Annotated in this window: 26 protein-coding genes; 13 read left to right on the top strand and 13 right to left on the bottom strand. The window is 37.0% G+C overall.

Annotation, left to right across the window (positions count from 1 at the left end):
• Positions 1 to 8 precede the first annotated feature (8 nt).
• Positions 9 to 566 carry a DMT family transporter gene (locus tag BFM98_RS24320; RefSeq protein ID WP_254660070.1) on the bottom strand — a complete coding sequence of 186 codons (558 nt, stop codon included), beginning with the start codon at positions 564 to 566 and terminating at the stop codon, positions 9 to 11.
• On the bottom strand, positions 563 to 907 hold the full coding sequence (locus BFM98_RS24315) for a DMT family transporter (RefSeq protein WP_254660069.1): 345 nt from the start codon (positions 905 to 907) through the stop codon (positions 563 to 565). Before BFM98_RS24315 ends, BFM98_RS24320 begins: the two co-directional genes overlap by 4 nt.
• A gap of 121 nt (positions 908 to 1028) precedes the next feature.
• On the opposite strand from BFM98_RS24315, the gene BFM98_RS20475 reads away from it, so the two are divergent.
• Both BFM98_RS20475 and BFM98_RS20470 read left to right on the top strand, forming a co-directional pair.
• Positions 1029 to 1934 carry a S66 peptidase family protein gene (locus BFM98_RS20475; RefSeq protein ID WP_066038291.1) on the top strand — a complete coding sequence of 302 codons (906 nt, stop codon included), beginning with the start codon at positions 1029 to 1031 and terminating at the stop codon, positions 1932 to 1934.
• Positions 1935 to 1948: 14 nt separating this feature from the next.
• Positions 1949 to 2350, top strand: a complete 402-nt coding sequence (locus tag BFM98_RS20470; protein ID WP_048391850.1) for a cytidine deaminase — start codon at positions 1949 to 1951, stop codon at positions 2348 to 2350.
• Positions 2351 to 2615: 265 nt separating this feature from the next.
• On the opposite strand, the gene BFM98_RS20465 is transcribed toward BFM98_RS20470, so the two are convergent.
• From BFM98_RS20465 to BFM98_RS20455, 3 genes are all read right to left on the bottom strand, one after another.
• Positions 2616 to 4202: a catalase gene (locus BFM98_RS20465; protein WP_066038290.1), complete on the bottom strand. Its 1587-nt coding sequence runs from the start codon at positions 4200 to 4202 to the stop codon at positions 2616 to 2618.
• 297 nt (positions 4203 to 4499) lie between these two features.
• On the bottom strand, positions 4500 to 5009 hold the full coding sequence (locus tag BFM98_RS20460) for a hypothetical protein (RefSeq protein ID WP_048391820.1): 510 nt from the start codon (positions 5007 to 5009) through the stop codon (positions 4500 to 4502).
• A 15-nt stretch (positions 5010 to 5024) separates the two neighbouring features.
• Positions 5025 to 5714, bottom strand: coding sequence for a B3/B4 domain-containing protein (locus tag BFM98_RS20455; RefSeq protein WP_048391818.1), 690 nt, complete (start codon positions 5712 to 5714; stop codon positions 5025 to 5027).
• A gap of 59 nt (positions 5715 to 5773) precedes the next feature.
• Here BFM98_RS20455 and queG point away from each other — a divergent pair, with 59 nt between their 5' ends.
• Together queG and trmL are read left to right on the top strand one after the other, a co-directional pair.
• Complete coding sequence (queG, locus tag BFM98_RS20450) at positions 5774 to 6904, top strand: tRNA epoxyqueuosine(34) reductase QueG (RefSeq protein ID WP_066038289.1); 1131 nt, start codon at positions 5774 to 5776, stop codon at positions 6902 to 6904.
• Positions 6905 to 7088: 184 nt separating this feature from the next.
• Positions 7089 to 7562, top strand: a complete 474-nt coding sequence (gene trmL, locus BFM98_RS20445) for a tRNA (uridine(34)/cytosine(34)/5-carboxymethylaminomethyluridine(34)-2'-O)-methyltransferase TrmL (protein ID WP_066038288.1) — start codon at positions 7089 to 7091, stop codon at positions 7560 to 7562.
• Positions 7563 to 7599: 37 nt separating this feature from the next.
• On the opposite strand, the gene BFM98_RS20440 is transcribed toward trmL, so the two are convergent.
• On the bottom strand, positions 7600 to 8445 hold the full coding sequence (locus BFM98_RS20440) for a VOC family protein (protein ID WP_054548665.1): 846 nt from the start codon (positions 8443 to 8445) through the stop codon (positions 7600 to 7602).
• 391 nt (positions 8446 to 8836) lie between these two features.
• On the opposite strand from BFM98_RS20440, the gene BFM98_RS24075 reads away from it, so the two are divergent.
• Positions 8837 to 9007: a hypothetical protein gene (locus BFM98_RS24075; protein WP_175400789.1), complete on the top strand. Its 171-nt coding sequence runs from the start codon at positions 8837 to 8839 to the stop codon at positions 9005 to 9007.
• Positions 9008 to 9086: 79 nt separating this feature from the next.
• On the top strand, positions 9087 to 9917 hold the full coding sequence (locus tag BFM98_RS20435; RefSeq protein ID WP_048391812.1) for an aldo/keto reductase: 831 nt from the start codon (positions 9087 to 9089) through the stop codon (positions 9915 to 9917).
• A gap of 42 nt (positions 9918 to 9959) precedes the next feature.
• Here BFM98_RS20435 and BFM98_RS20430 read toward each other — a convergent pair whose 3' ends face one another.
• Complete coding sequence (locus BFM98_RS20430; protein ID WP_054548663.1) at positions 9960 to 10799, bottom strand: RluA family pseudouridine synthase; 840 nt, start codon at positions 10797 to 10799, stop codon at positions 9960 to 9962.
• A 54-nt stretch (positions 10800 to 10853) separates the two neighbouring features.
• Entirely contained in the window at positions 10854 to 11279 is a 426-nt protein-coding gene (locus tag BFM98_RS20425) for a disulfide formation protein C (protein WP_066038287.1), read from the bottom strand.
• Between the two features lie 188 nt (positions 11280 to 11467).
• On the opposite strand from BFM98_RS20425, the gene BFM98_RS20420 reads away from it, so the two are divergent.
• Positions 11468 to 12583 carry a GAF domain-containing sensor histidine kinase gene (locus tag BFM98_RS20420; protein ID WP_054548662.1) on the top strand — a complete coding sequence of 372 codons (1116 nt, stop codon included), beginning with the start codon at positions 11468 to 11470 and terminating at the stop codon, positions 12581 to 12583.
• A gap of 12 nt (positions 12584 to 12595) precedes the next feature.
• On the top strand, positions 12596 to 13243 hold the full coding sequence (locus BFM98_RS20415) for a response regulator (RefSeq protein ID WP_066038286.1): 648 nt from the start codon (positions 12596 to 12598) through the stop codon (positions 13241 to 13243).
• A 48-nt stretch (positions 13244 to 13291) separates the two neighbouring features.
• On the opposite strand, the gene BFM98_RS20410 is transcribed toward BFM98_RS20415, so the two are convergent.
• The gene (locus tag BFM98_RS20410; RefSeq protein WP_048391801.1) at positions 13292 to 14413 is read right to left on the bottom strand and encodes a response regulator; all 1122 of its coding nucleotides are present in this window, start codon (positions 14411 to 14413) and stop codon (positions 13292 to 13294) included.
• A 555-nt stretch (positions 14414 to 14968) separates the two neighbouring features.
• Here BFM98_RS20410 and BFM98_RS20405 point away from each other — a divergent pair.
• Positions 14969 to 15895 carry a helix-turn-helix transcriptional regulator gene (locus BFM98_RS20405; protein ID WP_066038285.1) on the top strand — a complete coding sequence of 309 codons (927 nt, stop codon included), beginning with the start codon at positions 14969 to 14971 and terminating at the stop codon, positions 15893 to 15895.
• A gap of 65 nt (positions 15896 to 15960) precedes the next feature.
• On the top strand, positions 15961 to 16698 hold the full coding sequence (locus BFM98_RS20400; protein WP_054548658.1) for an effector binding domain-containing protein: 738 nt from the start codon (positions 15961 to 15963) through the stop codon (positions 16696 to 16698).
• 17 nt (positions 16699 to 16715) lie between these two features.
• Here BFM98_RS20400 and BFM98_RS20395 read toward each other — a convergent pair whose 3' ends face one another.
• From BFM98_RS20395 to BFM98_RS20380, 4 genes are all read right to left on the bottom strand, one after another.
• Complete coding sequence (locus BFM98_RS20395; RefSeq protein WP_066038284.1) at positions 16716 to 17618, bottom strand: cation diffusion facilitator family transporter; 903 nt, start codon at positions 17616 to 17618, stop codon at positions 16716 to 16718.
• 191 nt (positions 17619 to 17809) lie between these two features.
• The gene (locus tag BFM98_RS20390; RefSeq protein WP_004230815.1) at positions 17810 to 19129 is read right to left on the bottom strand and encodes a hemolysin family protein; all 1320 of its coding nucleotides are present in this window, start codon (positions 19127 to 19129) and stop codon (positions 17810 to 17812) included.
• A 427-nt stretch (positions 19130 to 19556) separates the two neighbouring features.
• Positions 19557 to 19973 carry a hypothetical protein gene (locus BFM98_RS20385; protein ID WP_048391793.1) on the bottom strand — a complete coding sequence of 139 codons (417 nt, stop codon included), beginning with the start codon at positions 19971 to 19973 and terminating at the stop codon, positions 19557 to 19559.
• Between the two features lie 171 nt (positions 19974 to 20144).
• Entirely contained in the window at positions 20145 to 20348 is a 204-nt protein-coding gene (locus BFM98_RS20380) for a YheE family protein (RefSeq protein ID WP_048391848.1), read from the bottom strand.
• 208 nt (positions 20349 to 20556) lie between these two features.
• Here BFM98_RS20380 and BFM98_RS20375 point away from each other — a divergent pair, with 208 nt between their 5' ends.
• The 3 genes from BFM98_RS20375 to BFM98_RS20365 all read left to right on the top strand — a co-directional run bounded on the left by BFM98_RS20375 (position 20557) and on the right by BFM98_RS20365 (position 22866).
• Positions 20557 to 21699 carry a DUF445 domain-containing protein gene (locus BFM98_RS20375; protein ID WP_048391791.1) on the top strand — a complete coding sequence of 381 codons (1143 nt, stop codon included), beginning with the start codon at positions 20557 to 20559 and terminating at the stop codon, positions 21697 to 21699.
• A 15-nt stretch (positions 21700 to 21714) separates the two neighbouring features.
• Complete coding sequence (locus tag BFM98_RS20370; RefSeq protein WP_004230811.1) at positions 21715 to 22062, top strand: YlbF family regulator; 348 nt, start codon at positions 21715 to 21717, stop codon at positions 22060 to 22062.
• 141 nt (positions 22063 to 22203) lie between these two features.
• Complete coding sequence (locus BFM98_RS20365; RefSeq protein ID WP_066038283.1) at positions 22204 to 22866, top strand: ribonuclease H family protein; 663 nt, start codon at positions 22204 to 22206, stop codon at positions 22864 to 22866.
• The last annotated feature ends 48 nt before the right edge of the window (positions 22867 to 22914 follow it).

Genomic DNA, 22914 nt, shown 5'->3' with positions numbered 1-22914 from the left:
AAGACTTCTTAGGATTGAAGTCTTTGCTTATTTATTTTTCCTGATAAAATAACCCCTGCTACAACGGCTAGTCCACCTATAAGCTGAAAAGAGTGCAATCTTTCACTTAGAAAAAGAACAGCAAAAATGGAGGCAAAAACAGGAATGAAATTTAAATAAATACTTGCTTTGTTCGCTCCCAGCTGTATAACACCACTGTTCCAGCAGAGAAAAGCAATGATAGAGGCAAAAATACCAACATATAAAATAGCAGCAAAGGTTGACCATTCCCAATGAATTGCTGTTGCACTAGACAGTGTTTCATAGAGAGAAAAAGGAAATAACATCATAGCCCCAAGTCCAATCGTCACTAGAAAGGTAGACTGCCCTGGTAAGCGAGTTGCATATTGTTTAATGAGTAATGAATATATGCTCCAACATAATACTGCTGCGATTACAATTAAATCCCCTTTGTTGAAAGTAAAATCGACAATCCTTGTAAAAGAGCCACCCATTATAATAAAGGCAACTCCACTCAGTGATAGAACGGTCCCTATTAACTGATATTTTGATAGTTTTTCCTTCAAAAAATAAAGGAAAGTATGTAAATCATTATGGGCGTAGAAGAGTTCATTAAAGATGCATTAATGGACGTTGTGTAATGTAATCCAATGTAAACAAGTGTGTTAAATGCTGTAACACCTGTTAATGAAAGAATGATGACAATAAACCAATGTCTTTTCAGTAACCGCCATTCACGTTTTAATTGGTGAAATGCAATGGGAAAAAAGATAATAAATGCGACGCACCAGCGTAAAAAGGCAAGTGTTAGGGGAGGAATATCTTCACTAACGGCACGTCCAATAACAAAATTACCACCCCATAAAAGAGTTGCGAGTACTAATAATAGATATGGTGGAATTTTCAAGATGCTTTAACCCCTTTATTAATTGAATAGTAAAGTTAATTATAGGCAGTCAGTATAGCAATAATCAATGCCTCTGAAGTTTTGCTATGCTAAAATAAGGACAACAAGAGGAGGAATAACTGTGAAAAGTACCGTACCATGTTTACAAAAGGGAGATTTAGTCGGTGTTGTTGCACTTTCAAGTCTTGTAGAGCCTGAAAAACTAGGAGAAGCAGTAGCTTTTTTGGACGAATTGGGTCTTCGCTATATTGTGGGTGATACGATTCATGCAAAACATGAATATTTGGCAGGAAGTGATGAAATCAGACTAGCTGATTTTCATGAGATGGTAAAAAACCCAGAAGTGAAAGCAATCTTTTGTGTAAAGGGAGGCTATGGCTCTGCCAGAATTGCTGATAAAATTGATTATGCTTTAATAGAAGAAAATCCTAAGATTTTCTGGGGCTTTTCTGATGTTACATATTTACATTGTGCGATTAATGAGTATGCCAATATGGTGACATTTCATGGGTCAATGCTGATGTCAGCTAATAAGATGGATGATTTATCAAAAAAAATGTTTTTACAGCTATTTTTCCCTATGGAAATTCAGTATACAGAGGCAATTTCTCCGCTAACAACGATTGCTGGGGGCATCACACGTGGTGAAATGATCGGAGGAAATCTCTATCGTCTTGTCAGCACACTAGGTACCAAATTTGAAGTAAGAACTGAAGGTAGGATTTTATTAATAGAGGATGTAAATGAAACAATTCCAGTTATTGACTCAATGCTTCAGCATTTAAAACAAGCAAGGAAATTTGAGCAATTAGCAGGAGTCGTCATTGGTTCATTTACACAGACAGGATCTGATGAAGAAGCACTTCATTCGTTAATGAAGGAGTATTTTGCAGATTTAGGAATACCAGTCGTGGCAGGTTTTAAGTTCGGACATGAAACAACGAATATAGCCATTCCATTAGGAACAGAGGCAATTTTAGACGCACAGGAAAAGGTGTTGAAAATATTACCAGGTGTGCATGTATGATAGCGAGAGGAAATATGGATATTGAAAAAGTACTGTATGAAGCTGCGGTTGCACTAGCAGAAAAAAGATATCCCACTGGATGGGGAGGAGCTGCAGCCTTATATACCGCGGATGGGCAAATTTTAACAAGTGTCGCTCCCGAGGTAATGAATGCTGCTACTGAATTATGTATGGAAACAGGTGCTATTTTAGAGGCACATAAATTGAATACAAAAGTTACGCATTCGATTTGTGTTGCTAGGGAAGATGAAACATCTAAATTTGTAGTGCTGACACCCTGTGGAGTCTGTCAGGAAAGACTTTTTTATTGGGGAGAAAATGTTAAGGCAGCGATTACGAATGCAGATGGAGAATTGGTATTTAAATCATTAAAGGAAATTCAACCTTATCATTGGTATAAGGCATATGAACAATAAAGTAAAAGACATTACAAAAAATGTAATGTCTTTCAGACTGTAGACAAAGTCGATTTTTTCGACTTTGTCTATTATTTTTAAATTAAACGGCTATAAGTACAATTTTTTCAGATTTTCCAAACCCTTTATTTTCTAGGATTCAGAAAAATATTTGAACATAGAAAACTAAAGTTAAATGCCGACTTATGATAACTTTTTGTTACGAATTTAGTTTGTCGACACTCTGAAAGACATTACAAAAAATGTAATGTCTTTTTTAGCTTCGTTAATAAGGCTCAGCATCGTGTCCTTTATTCATGGCATCTTGAGGTGCTTGATCACCATTGATATTGCCAAGTGGTTTTGATGCAGAGGAATCTTTTTTAGCGTTGTGCAAACCTTCCTTGAGTAAGCGACCATATTCTTCGTCGGCTTCTTGTGCCAAAGCAATCATGGCATTTTGAATATCCTCATGACAGACCGATAGATCACGTATTAAATTTTCAAGAAGTTCTTCGCGTTCCCACTGTTCAAAGTTACGATAGGTTTCACCAGCCTGTTTCGTATTACTTTGACGATCAATCGATTCACGAACAAGGTTCCCTTCAATGTATGGTGTATATTCTTTACCAGCTTGTGTTGCTTCCTTTAATCCATTCAGCATGGATGGCTCATAATTAATATGTGGATTTTGTCCAGGTGCCAAATCACGCTTATACATCATTTGCCCACCATGTTGATTGGTCGCTACACGTTTTTTTGGTGCATTAATTGGAAGCTGTAAGTAGTTGGCGCCTACACGATGGCGTTGTGTATCAGAATAAGAGAAAGTACGCCCTTGCAACATTTTATCATCAGAGAAGTCTAAGCCATCAACAAGCACCCCTGTCCCGAAAGTAGCCTGTTCCACCTCCGCAAAATAGTCTTCAGGGTTTTTGTTTAACACCATTTTGCCAACTGGATACCATGGAAATTGATCGTTTGGCCAAAGCTTTGTATCATCCAATGGATCAAAATCAAGCTCAGGGTGTGAACCATCCTCCATAATTTGAACATGTAGCTCCCATTCGGGGAAGTCTCCACGTTCGATAGCATCATATAAATCTTGTGTAGCATGATTGAAATTTTTCTGTTGGATTTCTTCTGCTTCTTTTTGTGTTAAATTTTTAATACCTTGTAGCGGTTCCCAATGATATTTGACAAGGACTGCCTTGCCTTCACTATTCACCCACTTGTACGTATTAACCCCAGAGCCCTGCATCATACGATAATTTGCTGGAATCCCCCAAGGAGAGTAAACGAATGTTACCATATGGAAGGTTTCTGGTGAGCTAGCACAAAAATCAAAAAAACGTTCAACGTTTTGAATATTAGTAATGGGATCAGGCTTAAAAGCATGAATCATATCTGGAAATTTGAGCGCATCACGAATAAAGAAGATCTTTAAATTATTGCCCACTAAATCCCAATTGCCATCCTCTGTATAAAACTTTACTGCAAAACCGCGGGGATCACGCAATGTTTCTGGGGAGTGACCACCATGTATAACAGTTGAAAAACGCACAAAGACAGGTGTTTTTTTCCCTTTATCCTGAAAGACTTTTGCACGTGTATACTTAGAGATAGGTTCATTGCCAACAACACCATAGGTTTCAAAATACCCATGTGCTCCAGCTCCACGAGCATGCACAACCCGTTCTGGAACTCGCTCTCTGTCAAAATGACTCATTTTTTCTAGAAAATCATAATTTTCCAATGTTGCAGGACCTCGATTACCGACTGTTCGCAAATTTTGATTGTTGGTAATTGGATGTCCCTGTCTGTTGGTCAATGTCATATCTTGCTCATGTGTTGCATCATCTTGCTGTGTCATAGTATGACCCCTTTCCTATAGATACTTCCATTTTGTCCTTGAAAGGGGCAAACTAGTCATCCAAATTATCCCTTTGAACTACTTAAAAAAGCTCTCCATACATAAATGTAGGAGAGCCCTGGATGGCGTTTTCAAATGGAATCAAGTTGTTTTGAGTATGGCCATTGCTTATAGTTGGTCATTAGTCATCGGTCATACAGTAACAGGTAACTTGTTATTGGTTTTTAACTAATTAGCTGAAAAGCTAGATTTGAAAACAGCACATCCAACTCGGGTTGGAGTCTCACCGTCCCGAGTCTAGAAATAACGGGAATCGTCAAAGTTAATTTGAATACTGTAATTTTTTGAATTAATAAGATTAGATAGCTTATGTGCATCTTTTTCAAGCTTTGTAGCTCGTTCTCTATATTCATCTGGCTCATACAAAGCAATTTCATATAACATTGTATTTTCGCCATAGCCAAATCTTACACTCTCTTTTTCTCGCATACTGAAATCTTTACACATATCAGCCTCGGCACGAAGTTGTGTTGCTAGTTCGATGGCTTCTACTAGTGCTAGCTTTTGACCTTTAAAGTCTACTGTGTTTTGGATGTTTGCTTCGTAAACGAGGCGGTCTAATGTACGAGTATCTAGACGAACTTGGGCTAAGTCAGCTTCAATAAGGGGGAGTGCTCGATTACTTGTTTTAGGGGCTTGTCCCTTTTCAACTGTTACAAAGGCACTGCGATGTAGTTCGTTTACTAGCTCTTGAGTTTTCTTTCCTAAAATACTTTTTAGTTTAACAGCTTCTGCAAGATTAATCACGAAAACACGTCCTTTTTATAGTGTTATAGAGGGTACATCATTTGATATAATTGCGATTTGATAATGTCCGCCATGAATTTGATTAAACATTTTCCCAGCTGACGCTAGCAGTTCATTCGCTGCATCATTTGTTAAGGAAGGGCGGAAATAAAAAATATGTAACGCATCAGTTGTTTCCTCTGTGACAGCTGTGCGTTTAGAATCAACAAAAGGTGAGCCAAATGCTCCTACCTCATCACGACTATACAGAATATTTTCTAATGTGTTAAAGCGCCCATTCAAACCTTCATAACCAATCTCGTCATGACCAAGATCAATTGTTACAAACCCTTTGATTTGAGCAACATCATATAGCCCAATTGGCATTTCATATTGAAGTGAAAAGAAATTATTTAAATCAACACCTGAATGAATTGGCGTTAAATAATTTTGCTTACTAATTCGACGCATAAGGCTTTCTGCTGAGTGACGATAGCGATTTGGATCAGCACCAAGCTTTTTCCAAATTTGTCGCCATTCTGCGATCCCCTCACGCTGTGTTACAGGAAGTTCCTGCATTTCAAGAAAAAGATTTTCCTGATACAATTGCATACGCCCTTTAATCATTTGAGGGGATTCTGCTACAACAATTTTGGTATAATGAATAATGCCGATTTTTAGCTCGGGATGTTGTGTTAATAGAGTTGGGTTAATGGAAATTTCCAATGAACATCACCTACTTTATCTATTTCTAATATTGTACCATGTAAGGAGTTGGAAATAAAATGAACATACACGACCTGCAACGTGATTTTGTGGCATATGCGATGTCCATTGGTGTTGATAAAATAGGTTTTACAACAGCAGCTCCCTTTACAGAATTAAAAAACAGATTGCGTCGCCAGCAGGAGCTTGGCTATCAGTCTGGATTTGAAGAAAGTGATATTCAAAAACGTACAGAACCCCTTCAATTACTAGATGAAGCAGAGAGTATTGTAGCGATAGCTGTGGCTTACCCTTCACGTATGCAAAATGCACCAATTGGTAAAAGGGGTGCGCGACGTGGAATTTTCTGCCGTGCTTCATGGGGTGTCGATTATCATACAGCATTACGTGAGCGTTTAAAGCTATTATCCACTTGGCTTGAGGAACATGTCAAAGGTGTACGTATTGAATCAATGGTTGATACAGGAGCCCTTGTAGATCGGGCGGTAGCTGAACGTGCAGGCATTGGGTGGAGCGGAAAAAATTGCTCGATTATAACGCCTGAATTTGGTTCCTATGTGTATTTAGGAGAGCTCATTACAAATATTCCATTTGCGCCAGATAAGCCAATGGAGGATGAATGCGGAGATTGTCGACTGTGCTTGGATGTTTGTCCAACGGGAGCCTTAATTCAAGGTGGACAATTGGATGCACAGCGTTGTATTGCTTTTCTGACTCAAACGAAGGGTACATTACCAGATGAGTTTCGTAGTCATATCGGTAATCGACTCTATGGCTGTGATACATGCCAGACAGTATGTCCTAAAAATAAAGGGAAAATTAATTGGATACATGAAGAATTTATACCAGATCCAGAGCTAGCCAAACCATTATTGACACCGCTTTTAACGATTACTAATCGAGAGTTTAAGGGGAGATTTGGTCATGTTTCAGGCTCATGGCGTGGAAAAAAGCCTATCCAGCGTAATGCCATCTTGGCACTTGCTCATTTTAAAGAGGAAGCGGCCATACCAGATTTGATTGCCCTACTTCATAAAGATGACCGTCCTGTCATTCGAGGCACAGCCGCATGGGCTTTGGGTAAGATTGGCGGGGATACTGCACAAACTGCCTTACATGAAGCAGAAGCTAGAGAGCAGGACGAAGAAGTGCGAAGTGAAATTTATAAAGGGTTGCAGTTTTTTAAGTAGTATTGGATGTAGAAGCAATTGACTAACTACAGTTTAATGTAGGGATGAAATCAATTGCTTGGAGTTCCTATGATTGAGAGCGGATCCGCTCTAATTGTGAGAAGAGTCGCTCCAAAAGAGGAAGGCTTCGTTAACTTTTTAAAGAGTCATCTTAAAGAATTTTTTAATAAGGAAGTGTGTCGTTATGCCATTGCATATCGTTTTATATCAACCAGAAATACCAGCCAATACGGGGAATATTGCACGTACCTGTGCGGGTACTAATACATCGCTCCATTTAATTCGTCCGCTAGGTTTTTCAACGGATGATAAAATGCTGAAACGGGCGGGCTTAGATTATTGGCATAGTGTAAATATTGTCTATCATGATTCACTTGAGGATTTTATAGAGTACTCTAAAAATGGAGATGTTTATTTAATCGAAACATACAGTGATGAGCCGTTTACGAAAAATGATTTTAGTGATCAAGACCGAGATATTTATTTTATGTTCGGAAAAGAAACTACAGGTTTGCCGAAGAACTTTGCTTATGAACGCCGAGATATGTGTTTACGTATTCCACAAAGTGATCATGTGCGATCACTTAATTTGTCCAATACGGCTGCAATTGTTATTTATGAGGCATTACGTCAACAAGGATATCCAGGGTTACATTAAAAAGCAGTTCTCCGCTTGTGAGAACTGCTTTTTAATATTAAAACTTTAATAACACAACATTCCCCGCAGGATCCTCTGTTTGGAACCCTCCGACGATTTCCGTAACGGGTGCACCTATACCACGAAGATTATCTTTCATAGTTGCCGCTTGTTCTTCGTTATCTAAACGCAATGAGAACGTTTTTAAGCCAACTTGATTTTTTCCAAGCTTTGGTGCATTCTCTGAGTGCCAAGTATTTAAGCCGATATGATGATGGTAACGGCCTGTAGAAATAAATAATGCTTGGGACCCGTAGCGTGTGACAATATCATAACCTAATCCCTTTGTATAAAATTGCTCGGCTTCAGCCAAGTTAGAGACCGATAAATGAATATGGCCCATTACTGTGCCAGCAGGCAGACCAAGCCAGTTGCCATCGCCCTCTTCTAAAATAGAACGAATATTTAGTGGTTCTGTCACCATATGCACCTGATTGTTATGCCATGTCCATTCACTTTCAGGACGATCTGCATAAATCTCGATTCCATTATGATCAGGATCATTTAAATAGAGTGCTTCACTTACAGCATGATCAGAAGCCCCAAGGTACACACCTTTTTCGTGAAAATGAGAAATAACATTAGCTAAGTCACGTCGACTAGGTAATAATAGGGCGAAGTGATAAAGTCCTGTCGTCATGCTAAGCTTATCTTCTACGGTTTTAGGCTGAACAAGAGTTAATAGAGCTGTTTCTCCATCGGCAGTTAACATAGCTTTATGTGAATCTTGTTGTAACACTTTAAAGCCAATAATTTCTTGATAAAAGGTTAAAGAGCGGTGTAAATCACTCACTTTTATTTCAACATTCGTTACATAGGTGTTTGGTTTTTCATGAAAATGCATTTTGAATACCTCCAAATAGTTATCTTTTTTCATTAAGTTACTTTATGTAAGTTAGTTTATTTTAAAAATAAAGGAAAGTCAAGTATTTCTATTGTTCCACAAAAAAAGAAAATCACTAAGCTTTTCGAAAAGCTTAGTGATTTTCTTGAGATATTATTTGTCAGCTTTGTAGTCGCCTTCGTATCCAGCAGTGAAAATAGCTGTTAAGAAAGCAACTGTTACACCAATGATTAATAATAATTTCATGGAAGTAACCCTCCTCATGTTATAAAGAAATCTCTTTTTAGTATAGCCTATCTACTTTAAAAATGAAACGACATAGCAGAATAAAATATGTCAGAAATGGTTCAAACAGCTTGATATCGGGAAAACTAAAAGTGAGGTGATTAGTATGGAAAAAAAGGTGCCAAATATTGAAAATGGGACAATGGTGAGAGATATGAAAGAATTAAAAGATTTGGGCAAGCAGATGGAGCATTTACGTGATGGTCTAGAGCTTGCGGAGGATGAGCGAATCGCTGATCCAATTCAATTAGAAGATGTTGAACAGAAGAAAAATTAGTATATAAACCAGCCGCTTTATTTTTCTTAAATCCAATTTTTTGTATAATGGAACGAGGATAAGAAAGGGGTTGTGCTTTTTGAATTTACAATCAACGAAAACATTATCAAATGGTGTAGAAATGCCTCGTTTTGGCTTAGGTGTTTACAAAATGACAGAACGTGAGGAAACATTACAGGCTATTGATAAAGCACTTCAATACGGTTATCGAGCTATTGATACAGCATCCTTATATGGGAATGAGGTAGAAGTAGGAGAAGCTATTCGTCATTCAGGCATTCGTCGTGAAGATATTTTTGTTACAACAAAAGTATGGAATAATGACCAAGGATATGATGCAACATTACGTGCTTTTGAGGTTTCGCTAAAGAATTTAAATATGGATTACCTAGATTTATATTTAACACATTGGGCTGTCCCTGAAACATTTGAAGAAACATATCGAGCTATTGAGCGCCTTTACGATGAAAAATTAATTCGCTCAACAGGTGTATCGAATCATCATGAGCATCATTTAGAAAAAATATTGGCTAAGGCAAATACTGCACCGATGGTTAATCAAGTGGAGGTACATCCATATTTACAACAGCAGCCATTAAGGGCATTTTGTAGTGAACACCAAATTGCTGTTACTGCATGGTCTCCACTAGGACGTGGTGGTGTACTTGCTGATCCTACCATTATTGAGATTGGGAAAGAAATCGATAAAACCCCTGCTCAGGTAGTACTGCGTTGGCATTTACAAAATGATACACTCGTTATTCCCAAATCCGTAACACCGAGCCGAATTGAGGAAAACGCACAGATTTTTGATTTTGAATTAACCCAAGATCAAATGGAGAAAATGGCAACATTAAATCGTAACCAACGATTTGGACAAGATCCTGATCATTTTAAATTTGATTTTTAAAAAAAGAATAAATCCCGCACTCCTATAGAGGCGGGATTTTTCTTATTGCTCGTCCTTGACGATAATACGTTTATTTAAAAAAGGATGGTCAAATTCTAATTGAATGGCATGTAGTTCGTAGTCATCACTTACTGTTTCTCGTGCACCATACATTGTATCCCCAATAATTGGATGGCCAATATAGGCTAAATGCACACGGATCTGATGTGTTCGCCCAGTCTCAAGTATGAGATGAACGACACAGGAATTTTTGTAACGCGCCACCACTTCATAGTGTGTTACAGCATGCTGTCCAGTTTTGGACACAACACGTCTTGTGGCATGGTGTCTGTCTTTGCCAATTGGTTCAGCAATCGTTCCAGAAGACGTTCGTAAGTTACCTTGCACCTCTGCTGCATACGTACGAATAATGGTTTTTTCCTCAATCATTCGATCGAAAATGGACTTTGCTAAAGGGTGCTTTGCTACTAGTAATAAGCCCTGTGTCCCTTTATCAAGACGATGAACATGTTCAGCATAAATGCCACCCTGTTCTTTGATATGTGCCATGACATGGTTCATACATGTATGTGTATCACGAGCATCATTAGGATGTGTTGCCATACCTTTTGGCTTTGATACGATTAAACAATGGTCATCCTCATAGACTACATCAATAGCACATACAGGTGTTGGTTTGTAGCTAGAAGTTGGAACAGGAAACGTAAATTTGATTATTGTTCCAGTTTGTAATGGTGTATTCCATTGAATCAGCTCATCATTTACCAATGTGATGGCTTTGGCCATACGCAATTCATGAACGAGTTTTTTACCGAGTCGCCAATGATTACGTAGTAATTCTTCCACACTTAAGTTATCTTCAGCAATTTCATAATGAAACATAGATCTTCCTCCGTAGAAAAAACCGTATTCCAAAGGTAGAACACGGTCTTTCGATTATTTTGCAGCTTTAGAAGCTTTGATTAAATAAAAGCTTGCCCCTGCGATTAAAATAAATGCAGTTAATGCTAAAAACGGAATAGTAATAAAGCCTAACCAATTAATATATTGTCCTGTACAAGAAACTGCGCCACAGGAGGGGGTATTTTCAGCTAAAAAGCTAAGCTTTTGAATTCCGTAATGGTAAAGTGAAATACAGCCGCCAACCACAGAAAATACAGCTGTTGTGACAGCAATACGTGCATTTTTTTGTATAAATGCTACTGTCGTCATTATAACAATTGGGTACATAAAAATACGTTGAATCCAACATAATTTACAAGGTTCATAATGACGAATCTCAGAAAAATATAACGAACCTAGTGTTGCTATAGCAGAAACAATCCAAATAAATAATAAGCCATTTTCTTCTTTTTTAGACATATTCAATCTTCCCTTCATAAAACCATGTCCTTGTTCGATTATAGTGGTTCTAGTTTTATATGTAAATCAACTTACACAAAATAAGGTAAGTGATGAATTTCAGTCTAAAGTATGAACGGTGGAAGCAGACGCTTTCAATAGCTTAATGGTATCATTAACAATAGTAATGCTAAAGAAGAGGTGTTTTCGTGAGGGAGAATGAGCATTCCAATATCAGTATTTTAAAAGAGATTGCTGAACTATTAAATGAAGAAACTGAAATTGTCACAATGCTAAAAGGTGCGCTCATCAAATTTTTAAATGGCACCAATTTTGAAACAGGCTGGATTTTTTTTATTGATGCAAAGGGGCGTTCAGAACTAGTTGTCCATGAAAATCTACCAGAGGCATTGGAATATAACAATTGCCATTATTTAAAAAAGGGCGGTTGTTGGTGTGTATCGCGTTATCGTAATGAAGAGCTAAAAAAAGCCTCCAATATTATCGAGTGTCAGCGTATTGAAAGTGCCATAGCTGCAAATGTTGGGGATCATGAAGGAATCACGCATCATGCGACAGTACCTCTTCAATCTGGACAAGAACGTTTTGGCGTATTAAATGTTGCATCTAAGGATACAGTACGCTTTTCAGAGGAGGAGCTTGCTTTATTAGAATCAGTTGCCTTTCAGATGGGTTCAGCTATTAAGCGAATTTTACTGACAAAGCAGGAGCAGGAAATGGCGCTTGTGAAGGAACGTAATCGCCTAGCTCGTGATTTACACGATTCAGTTAATCAACTACTATTCTCGGTTACGTTAACAGCTAGGGCTGGCATTGAAATGACGGATGATTGCGAAGTGAAAGAAACATTTAAAGAGATTCAGCATTTAACACAAGATGCACTTACAGAGATGCGTGCGTTAATTTGGCAATTGCGACCTAAAGGATTGGAAAATGGTTTACTTGAGGCCATGAAAGTATACGCTGAAATGCTTGGCTTAAAACTACATGTTACGGTTTCAGGCGTATTGCAATTTCCCTCACGTATTGAAGAAACATTATTTCGCGTAGCCCAAGAGGCGTTAAATAATGTACGTCGCCATGCAGGTGTATTAGAGGCAGCATTGTATATTACTGTTACATCAACAGATATTTTGTTGGTTATTCGTGATGAGGGACGGGGCTTTGTCATTGACAACAATACAAAGTTGCTTTCAATGGGCTTACAATCTATCAAGGATCGTGCAAAATCAGTTGGTGGAACTGCCGACTGGGTAAGTGAAATTGGCAAAGGTACGGAGCTGCTAATCCGCTTGCCATATTAAGGGGGAGAGGACATGATACGTGTATTAATTGCAGACGATCATCACGTGGTGCGTAGAGGACTACTGTTTTTCTTAAAGACACAAAAGGATATTGAGGTTGTTGGAGAGGCCAAAAATGGGCACGAAGCTGTTGCATTAGCAGAAAGCATTCAACCAGATATTATTTTAATGGATTTAGTCATGCCTGAAATGGATGGCATCCAGGCGACTAAACGCATCAAAGCGAAGTTTCCACAAATAGAAATTTTAATGCTCACTAGCTTTTCTGATCGAGATCATGTGGTTCCAGCAATGGAGGCAGGAGCGGCAGGCTATCAGTTAAAAGATATTGAGCCAGATGAATTGGTCTTATCCATTCGTCGTATTATGCGTGGTGAAAACACTCTACATCCTGAAGCAACGTCAACGCTTGAAATGGATCGCCAGGAGTCTCAGAATGCACCCCATTTAATAAATCCGCTGACACCTCGTGAACAGGATGTGCTAGCAGAGCTTACAAAAGGAAAGAGTAATCGGGAAATTGCATCCTCACTATTTGTCACAGAAAAGACAGTGAAAACCCATATTTCGAATATTTTTACAAAGCTACAAGTACAAGACCGTACACAGGCAGCGCTGTATGCTGTTAAACACGGGCTAACTGAAGGTAGTGGGATATAAATAAACGGCGAGCTTCTACTCACATAGAAGCACTCGCCGTTTTTTACATTATTTATGTTGAACAAATAATTTTTTAGATATCTCTAATAATGTAGAGCTAGGTGTTAGTGCTAAATCTTCCTCTAGTCTTTGCGTATATGTTTGGAAAATTTTGAGTGCCTGTTCATGAAGCCCTGCCTGTATTAACGTATATAAATAGTGCTCAAGTTTTTGTTCATTATAGGGATCATACTCTATTAATGCATGTAAAAATTCCATAGCTCTTTCAGTATCTGAAAAGACCGTTGTTTGAAACCCTTTTTCTAATAGCTCTATGTATGATTTCATTAATTTATCTTTATAGGCAGTTGACCATTCATAATCATCAAAAACAAATAAGCCATTCTTATAAATAGAAAGACATTGATTAATCAAAGAAATAGAAGGAAATTCAAGTCTTGAAAAATCCTCATGAAGTTTTTGAAAATCGTATAAATCACATACGATATTTGGCTTTTCGAAGATATAGTATTTATTTGAAAAGACAATACAGTTTTCGTAGCCAATTGTATTTAGAGTTTTCCTTAAATAAGATAGAGCTGTATGAAGATTTGATTTGGCTCGTACATAATCTAAATCTGGCCATAGAATTTCAATTAAATAATCTCGATGAATCGGTATATTTGGATGCAAAATAAAATAAGCAAACAATTCTTTTGTCTTTTCTGTTTTAAATGCCACTAAACTATTGTTACTATAGACGGCAAATTGATCGAAGCATTGTACAGTTAAGACAGTTTGTGTAGCCTGTTGAAGCATTTGCTGAATGGAAAATTCATGCTCAATACGGGCTACAGTTTTTTCTAAACGGGCATGACTGATAGGCTTTAATACATAGTCGAGACTGCCAATTTCATAGGCTTGTAATGCAAATTCATGATAGGCGGTAATGAAAATTACACTGACTTGTGGGCGTTCCGTTTTGATAATATCAGCAACTTCAAGTCCTGATAATTCTTGAAGTTTTACTTCTAAAAAGATAGCCTCAAATTCCATAGTTGGTAGTTCATTCAGAAATACTTCTACGCTTGTAAAGGTTTGCATCACCTGTATTTGTTGAAAGGCATGTAGTTTATTTTGAAAATAGTGTAAAGCTAACGGTTCATTGTCTATTAAAACGGCTCGAATCACATCAAACTCTCCTTTATACAATTAAATTAAAAACATTAAACTCTAGTTCATTTTGGGTGAAAAGGCTTCCTATATATAGTGAAGGGCAAGAAAAGTGAAAATCACTCAACTTTTCTATTAAAAATTTGATGCCAGAAAAAAGCAATTTATGGTGTAGTTCTTTCACGGGTGAGAGTCAATGAATCCCGATGTGTTTGTCGCATCGCGTCAAATCCATTCAAAGAAAATTTCGCCGTTCATTATATAGAAGATAAAAGTTTTTTAGTTTGTGTTAAGAGAATTGAAATAATTGCTTAGGCGTTAAAATCAAACTATTCTTATACAAAAATGAAACAACATAGTATTGTTAATGAAAGTTGCATATGGGCATAAGCCTTGTTTTTTCTTTTATTGTTAAAATAGTATAATTGTTGTAACAATAATTAGGCGTTATTATAGTACATTTGTCTTAAAAAATACTCAAAAAGTACTTAAAAAATACTTAAAAAGATAGGTTATTAATTAAAATAGAAGTATATATAGGAATAATGGGATGGCAAGAAAGGAGATTTTACCATGAAATTAGAAAGACTTCTAACCATGACGATGATATTAATCAACCGTAAAAAGGTTAAGGCACAGGAATTAGCAGAGTTATTTAATGTTTCGATTCGTACCATTTATCGAGATATTGAAACATTGAGCTGTGCTGGTGTACCTGTTATTAGTCAGCAAGGTGTAAATGGTGGCATTAGTTTAATCGATGGTTATCGTGTTGATAGGCAAGTGTTGACGAAGGATGAGCTCACGTCACTTTCTATTGCGATTAAAAGTGCTTTGACTACCTATGAAGATTCCCACGCTGAAGCCGTGCTCGAGAAAATAACGAGTATTGCTGATGATCATGTAAAACAATCGATGGACCATCTATTTGTTGATCTTAGTCCATGGGGACCAAACGCTCTCTTTAAAGAGCTTATTACGACGCTCAAGACAGCTATAGAGAATAATCGTTGCATAAGCTTTCATTATTCTACTACTTATGGTGAACAAACAAGCCGAATAGTCGAACCACATACAATTGTTCAAAAAGGGAAGATATGGTATTTGTATGGCTATTGTACATTAAGAAAGGACTTTCGTTTATTTAAGCTTGCGAGAATGAAACATTTGCTTCAAGCTGATTCTACCTTTGAGCGTAAGGAAGTGAATTTAAGTGAACTCCCTTGGGGTAAAGAATGGCATCGACCACAAAACGTAGTCGATTTAGTCATTTCTTTTGATAAAGACATTACAACATTAGTGGAGGAATCCTTTGGTGCAGAACATATAGACCATGAACAATCTATGATTCATATATCTATACCCGAAGATGAATGGCTTTATGGTTTCTTGTTAAGCTTTGGGCATCGCATTAAAATTATGGAACCACTTTATATAAGAGATATTATTCAAAAACGAGCTTTAGAAATTGTTCAATTATATAAAAATCTAAATAATTGATGACAGACAGTTGTCAGGTTTCCTTTGCTATAGTAAGTACAAATAAAGCGAAAGGTGGAATGACGATGCAAAGCTATTGTCAAAGCTGCGGTATGCCTTTAGTAGAAGAGGCATTATTGGGTACTGAAAAAGAAGGGGAAAAAAGTCAGGATTATTGTACATATTGTTACGAGGGGGGCGAGTTTAAACAACCCCAGTTAACAGTAGACGAAATGATTGAAATTTGTGTACCGCATCTTATGGAAGGTGGTATGCCAGAAAATGAAGCACGTAATATGCTGACTTCCTTTTTGCCAAATTTAAAGCGATGGAGAAAATGTGAGTGGCGAGAACCAAAAGTAGTTGAATTAAACTCATTTAACATCGTGGGTATTTCAACTCAAACAAGTAATGCCAATGAAATAACAGAGCAAGCTAAAATTCCGCAATTATGGGATCACTTTTATCAGCAAAATATTACGGACCAAATAGCCGAGCGAAAAAATGGTCATGTCTATGGTTTGTATTCAGACTATGAGACGGATGTGAATGGTAATTATACTCTTACACTAGGTGTAGAAGTAAATAATGATGACATTCAAGCTAATTTAGTAGTAAAAAAGATTCCAGCAGCTAAGTATCTAGTTTTTACATCTGATAAAGGCATGATGCCTGAAGTTGTCATTCAAACTTGGCAAGAGATTTGGGCATGGTTTGCAAATTCTAAAGTTGAACGAACATATACAGGCGACTTTGAACTGTATGATGAACGATGCGCTAATCCACATGAATCACAAGTGGATATTTATATAGCTATTAAATAAGAAAAGTCTCCTACCAATCAACTGGTAGGAGACTTTTCTTCGTTTTGCGGAGGAATGATATGTGGCTCAATATGCACAAGAACCTGACAAAAGCGATTTTCACGCATAATGGTATGTTCGATTTCTTCGGTTATGCGATGACTTTCAAAGACATTTAAATAAGGATCTACTGTGACAGTTACGTCGATGAAATACATATTGCCATGGGCACGTCCTTTAAAGTCTAAAAGCTCCATTACCCCGTCCACGTTACGGATTAAGACCGATAACGTTTCAACTTCATCAATATCAAATGCATCTGTAAGACTTTGAACAGCTTCCCAAAAAATTTCTACTGCTGTTTTAATAATTAAAAGGGCAACAATGAGAGCTGTAAGTGAATCAATGATCGGAAAGCCGAAAATGGCTCCAAAAATACCAATGGCTGTACCGATGCTGACAAGTGCATCAGAGCGATTGTCAAAGGCAGCAGCTTTAACAGCGGCACTTTTTATTTTTTTAGATAGTGCTAAATTATAGCGGTAAACCACATACATGACAACTGCACTACCTATTGCTACATAGGCTGTTAACAGTGAAGGTGTTGTACCAGTGGGCTCCCACAAGCTTTTTAGGGAACTAACTAATACTTGGAGACCGACAACAAGCATAATGAACGATGCGACTAAAGAGGCAACAGTCTCAGCTCGTAAATGTCCGTATTGGTGGTTGGAATCAGGTGGTCTTTGGGCAATGCGTAAACCAACCAGTACCGCGATGGAAGCAATGATATCAGTTGTGTTATTTAAACCATCTGCTTTTAGGGCCTCAGATGTACCAATGTAGCCTATAGAAAGCTTAGCAGAGCTTAGTATTAGATATGTACCAATGGATAGCCATGCACCTTTTTCCCCTTGACGTAAATTTGTATAGAGCTCCATTTTGTTTCCTCCTCGCAAAACTTTCGGACATTAGAAAACGACCCCCTTTTAAAAAGGGAGTCGTTTCATCTATTTATTACAGTCGTTGCTCCCACCTATATAAGGTGTGAAAAAAAGACCATATTTATAGCCTAGATTATACAAGCGTGCTTCTAATAGTACCACGACAAGTATGGCAAATCAATTCAATTTTAGTCAATGACTGCGTCATATTCATTTGATAAATCACTGTTAGGTAATTTCAGAACTTCTAAGTATAAAATATGGTGACCATCTAATTCTTTTGCGATAAATTCAAAACCTTGCTCTTCAATACTGTCACCTTCGACTGCATCAAAACGCTTCGTCATGAACCAACCACCGATAGTATCAATATCATCATCTTCTATGTCAGTACCAAGCATATCATTTACATTTTCAAGAAGCATCTTAGCATCTAAAATAAAATGATTTTCTGCAATTTCTTGTACTTCCGGGATTTCGTCTTCATCAAATTCATCTTGAATATCGCCGACAATTTCCTCAATAATATCTTCAATCGTCACTAAACCAGATGTTCCGCCATATTCATCCATTAAAATGGCCATATGAATACGTTCACGTTGAATTTTTAGTAATAGATCGTTAATTTGCGTTGTTTCCATCACTCGAATAATAGGTTGCATATAATCAATGACTGGCTTATCACCATTTTTAGGATCTTTAATGTAAGCGGTTAATAAATGCTTCATGTTAACTAATCCAATAATATGATCTTTATCTCCATCCAGAATTGGATAACGAGTATATTGCTCAACACCCATTAAATCAAACACTTCTTTAATTGTTAGCTCTTTTTCTATGCCGACAATTTCAGTTCGAGGAACCATAATTTCTTTTGCAAGACGATCAGAGAACTCGAAAATACTGTTAACATATTCATATTCTGAGTTATTAATTTCTCCACCTTTTAAACTATCCGACAAAATCATACGCAGCTCTTCCTCTGTATGAGCAACTTCTGATTCTGACATCATTTTTAAGCCGAAAAGACCTGTTAAACCACGGGCAGAGCCATTTAATAGCTTAATGATGGGATAGGTAATATTGTGGAAGATAATTAATGGGCCAGAAAAGTTTAATGTGACAAATTCTGCTTTTTGGATGGCTAATGTTTTTGGCGCCAATTCCCCAATAACAACATGCATAAACGTAACGATTGAGAATGCAAGTATGAATGAAAGGATAGATGTAATACTACCATTCAAATTTAGAAATTCAAACACTGGGTGTAAAATGATTTCAAATGTAGGTTCACCTAACCAACCTAAACCAAGTGCAGTGATGGTAATACCTAACTGGCATGCAGATAAGTACTCATCTAAATCTGAAACAACACGTTTTGCATTTTTCGCTTTTTTATGCCCTTCCGCGAGCAATTGATCAATGCGGGTAGATCTCACTTTTACGATTGCAAATTCAGTTGCAACGAAAAATCCAGTCATTATAATTAGTAGGGCGAATGCCGCCAACCTAATGGTTATCTCCAATATGTCTCCGTCCAAATAATTCCTTTGTTCCCGCCCGAATGAGGGAAGTAAACAAAGTGTACACCTCCTATGATTTAAAAAATTGTTGGATGTTTCAATCATAAATTATTTAAAAGAAAAACACAAATATTGACAACAACTTTTTCACTTGTTTTTCATGGATCTTTTGAAAAAATGCAACTAGATTCAAATACCAAAAGATTGTAATTAACATGGCTATATGCTAACTTTAGAAAGATCAAAGATAGTTTGTTTAGGGAAAGAAGCATTTTGCATCTCATATAATACGACACGTCAAAAATCTCAAGAGTGCTTTAGCTTGCGGATTTTTTTAAATGAATTATTTTTTATAGTAAGGGGGAGTCTCAATCGTCATTTGAGACTCCCCCTTTCTAAATGTTTGACCTATTTATTCTTGCTGGAAGCGTAATTTTAAACACGCTTTTTCAACATCATGAACCGTTTCCTTTAAAGGTATTTCACCTGTAAACGGAGCGATAGATACAGGTGCTTTTTCCGTTATGCCTTGCTGTGTTAAAACATAGTTCTTATTATTATACGTTAAATAGAACGTTTTAATCGATTTCTTGCCAAAAGAGCTAGTAGAAGAATCAAAGAAGCCCTTTAGTTGACTGCAATACTCATTGTAAAAGTCGCTTTTATAGCCAGAAAGTTCCTCGAATTTCTTACTATTAACAGCACCCGCTTCATCCACTAATTCGAATATTTTGGCGGAAAATTCCGAAAAAAATTCTTTTACTTTTACACGAATTAACGCTTTTGAATTATAGCTATTTAAGTCATCCGAAAGTGTGACTTTACTCATTGAAATGGCCCCCTGCATAAAAAACATTTACTATTAAGCTGATATCATAAATGTATAAGAAAAATATACAAATTTCAACAGGATTCAACATAATTAGCTTAAATGGCGTGCTATTAATAGTAAATATAGGTATTTTTATACGGGATCACAACGAAAAATTGACTATCAAATTCAATCGTATACATGAAACAGCATAAGTTCATGTATCATTTTTTTAACAACCTCCTCGTCTGATGGAATGGCTCCTATCCACTCAATCGTACCGTCCTTTAAATATTCCGCTTGGTATCGTTCTCGTTGATAAAAAAACGAAATAGACCACCCAGGTAGTTGCGTGTTTTCAAATAGTGGTTTAAAACTGAAATGTTGAATCATCATCAAACCTCGCTTCTTATAGTATGTAGTCATATTATTCAAGTATAAAGGTATTTTTGCAACTATTCACTTTTCATAGAAGTAAATAGGATGAGATTGAAATTCTAAAGGGGTATTTCTTTCGTTGAAAATCATTGCTCTGCTATAATGAGTGCAGAAGGCGACAAAATACGCCAATCTTGAATACAATTGAAATGAGAGGATACTAATGGATAATTTTATAGTGACATTACTTTTTATGGCTATCATTGGGGCTGCAATTGGGGGCGTTACAAATCACTTAGCCATTAAAATGCTTTTTCGTCCATATAAAGCGATATATATTAAAAATTGGCGTGTACCGTTTACACCAGGCCTTATACCCAAACGACGTGATGAATTAGCTAAACAGTTGGGTCTTACAGTAGTTAATTATTTACTAACGCCTGAAACATTTAGAAAAAAGTTTTTCTCTAAGGATATTCAAGACAAAGTAGAACACTTTGTGCAAACAAAAGTTGAAGAAACAATCTTTACAAACGACAAAACAATTCAGGATTGGCTAAACTTAGCTGGGTTTGCTCATCTACCTACTACCATTGAACAGAAGGTTGAAGCAATTGTTGAGGGACAATTTTCGTCGGTAAAGAATACACTATCAACAAAATCAATTCGTACGCTGCTATCAGATGATATCCAAAATACAATTGATGCTAAAATTCCAGTAGCAGTTCAGCACATTTTAGAAAAAGGCGAGGATTATTTTTTATCACCAGAAGGTGAAATGACGATTAAGGCAATGATTGATGACTTTTTATCATCAAAAGGGTCTCTAGGCGGCATGATCAATATGTTCTTAGGTGATTCCTCTTCATTAGTTGGGAAAGTTCAACGTGAGCTTGTGAAGTTTTTACAAGCACCAGGAACAACAACATTACTAACAAAAATATTTTCACAGGAATGGGAAAAACTTAAAGATCGACCCGCTATGGACTTTTTGCAAGATGTTCAATTTGACCCCATTTTATCGAAATTACAAGTGTACGTGAAAGAACAATTAGCAATCTCTGAACGTTTAAATCAACCGATTTCTTATTATTGGCCAGAAGGAAATGACTGGGCGAAGTATACCGTGATTCCACAAGCTATAGAAAAAGCTTTTGTGAAGGCAGAGGAAAAACTTGAGGATGTACTAAAACGTTTAAACTTACAAGAGGTTGTGCGAGAGCAGGTTGACTCATTCCCAGTAGAGAAATTAGAGGAGCTTGTATTAGGTATTTCAAAACGTGAGTTTAAAATGATTACTGTATTAGGTGCAGTGCTTGGTGGATTGATTGGGATTGTGCAAGGCTTGATTGTTTACTTTATTTAAAAGGGGATTGTATGAATGATTAATATTTATAATGACATTAATGCGCTAGAAGCAACTTTCCGTAAGATTCCAGAATTTGAAGCGTTAAAAGCTGCTGTTGAAGTTGTTAAAAATGATGAAGAGGCATTAAATGTCTTTAAAAACTTCCGTAAAATTCAAATCGAATTACAGAAAAAGCAATTAGCTGGTGAGGATATTTTGGAGGATGAGCTTGTCTATGCACAAAAAGCGGCACAGCTTGCACAGCAAAATGAAAAAATTTCAACGATGCTTGAGGCAGAAATGAAGGTAAGTAAAGTAATCGAAGAAGTAAATCGCATTTTAATAAAACCTATCCAAGGTTTATATGAAGGAATTCAATAAAAGGTGATAATCGCAATTTAAAAAGGAATAAATTTTCTAGGAATTGCACATATAACAAGTGAGAGGAAAACGTGTATCCGCTATTGGTCGGTACACGTTTTTGCTTTATGTACCAGTTAAAGAGTATGGGAGGTTATGAATATGCATGTCATCATTGAATGGACCTATAAAACACCAAAAGGAGCAACAACAGTTTTACGTTCAGCTGAAATGCCTGCAGCTCAAGCACTTTTACTTGCAGAGGACATGGAAAGAACGGGAAGGGTAAAATCGCTACATTGTATTGATCGGCAAGATACAAATTGGTCACTTAAAGAGCTAAAAGCATATTTAAAGGAAATTGATACAGAGCCTCATAATATTACGCTCTATTTTGATGGAGGTTTTGATCGTGGGACAAGGCAAGCAGGACTAGGCTGCGCCATTTATTACGAACAAAATGGTAAACCTTTACGATTGAGAAGGAATGCCTTTTCGTCTGAATTGAAATCAAATAACGAGGCAGAGTATGCAGCGCTTTATTTAGCCTTAGTAGAACTAGAACTTTTAAATGTCCACCATTTGCCTGTGCGTATTATAGGAGATTCACAAGTGGTCATCAATCAACTGAATGGGGAATGGCCAGCATCGGAAAAAGAACTAGCAAGCTGGGCAGATAAAATTGATGCTAAGCTGGAGCAACTTCACATTCAAGCCGAATACCAGCTTGTTTCACGTAAGGATAATTCGGAAGCAGATCGCCTTGCTACTCAAGCTTTAAATGGCATCGATATTACTGGTTTGAGCGAGATTGTTAAAGAATAGGAATAAGAGGTGGCAGTAGATACTGCCACCTCTCAGACTGTAGACAAA

Source organism: Lysinibacillus sp. AR18-8 (assembly GCF_001705465.1).
Classification (GTDB): domain Bacteria; phylum Bacillota; class Bacilli; order Bacillales_A; family Planococcaceae; genus Lysinibacillus; species Lysinibacillus capsici.
This window is presented reverse-complemented; position numbering and strand designations above follow the sequence as displayed.

Coding starts and splice junctions, on each gene's coding strand:
- BFM98_RS20425 (WP_066038287.1), bottom strand. CDS start 11,279: ATGTCTAAAAAAGAAGAAAATGGCTTATTATTTATTTGGATTGTTTCT.
- BFM98_RS20440 (WP_054548665.1), bottom strand. CDS start 8,445: ATGCATTTTCATGAAAAACCAAACACCTATGTAACGAATGTTGAAATA.
- BFM98_RS20405 (WP_066038285.1), top strand. CDS start 14,969: ATGAAATTAGAAAGACTTCTAACCATGACGATGATATTAATCAACCGT.
- BFM98_RS20370 (WP_004230811.1), top strand. CDS start 21,715: ATGATTAATATTTATAATGACATTAATGCGCTAGAAGCAACTTTCCGT.
- BFM98_RS20380 (WP_048391848.1), bottom strand. CDS start 20,348: ATGATTCAACATTTCAGTTTTAAACCACTATTTGAAAACACGCAACTA.
- BFM98_RS20385 (WP_048391793.1), bottom strand. CDS start 19,973: ATGAGTAAAGTCACACTTTCGGATGACTTAAATAGCTATAATTCAAAA.
- BFM98_RS24075 (WP_175400789.1), top strand. CDS start 8,837: ATGGAAAAAAAGGTGCCAAATATTGAAAATGGGACAATGGTGAGAGAT.
- BFM98_RS20375 (WP_048391791.1), top strand. CDS start 20,557: ATGGATAATTTTATAGTGACATTACTTTTTATGGCTATCATTGGGGCT.
- BFM98_RS20465 (WP_066038290.1), bottom strand. CDS start 4,202: ATGACACAGCAAGATGATGCAACACATGAGCAAGATATGACATTGACC.
- trmL (WP_066038288.1), top strand. CDS start 7,089: ATGCCATTGCATATCGTTTTATATCAACCAGAAATACCAGCCAATACG.
- BFM98_RS20470 (WP_048391850.1), top strand. CDS start 1,949: ATGGATATTGAAAAAGTACTGTATGAAGCTGCGGTTGCACTAGCAGAA.
- BFM98_RS20365 (WP_066038283.1), top strand. CDS start 22,204: ATGCATGTCATCATTGAATGGACCTATAAAACACCAAAAGGAGCAACA.
- BFM98_RS20395 (WP_066038284.1), bottom strand. CDS start 17,618: ATGGAGCTCTATACAAATTTACGTCAAGGGGAAAAAGGTGCATGGCTA.
- BFM98_RS20400 (WP_054548658.1), top strand. CDS start 15,961: ATGCAAAGCTATTGTCAAAGCTGCGGTATGCCTTTAGTAGAAGAGGCA.
- queG (WP_066038289.1), top strand. CDS start 5,774: ATGAACATACACGACCTGCAACGTGATTTTGTGGCATATGCGATGTCC.
- BFM98_RS20415 (WP_066038286.1), top strand. CDS start 12,596: ATGATACGTGTATTAATTGCAGACGATCATCACGTGGTGCGTAGAGGA.
- BFM98_RS20430 (WP_054548663.1), bottom strand. CDS start 10,799: ATGTTTCATTATGAAATTGCTGAAGATAACTTAAGTGTGGAAGAATTA.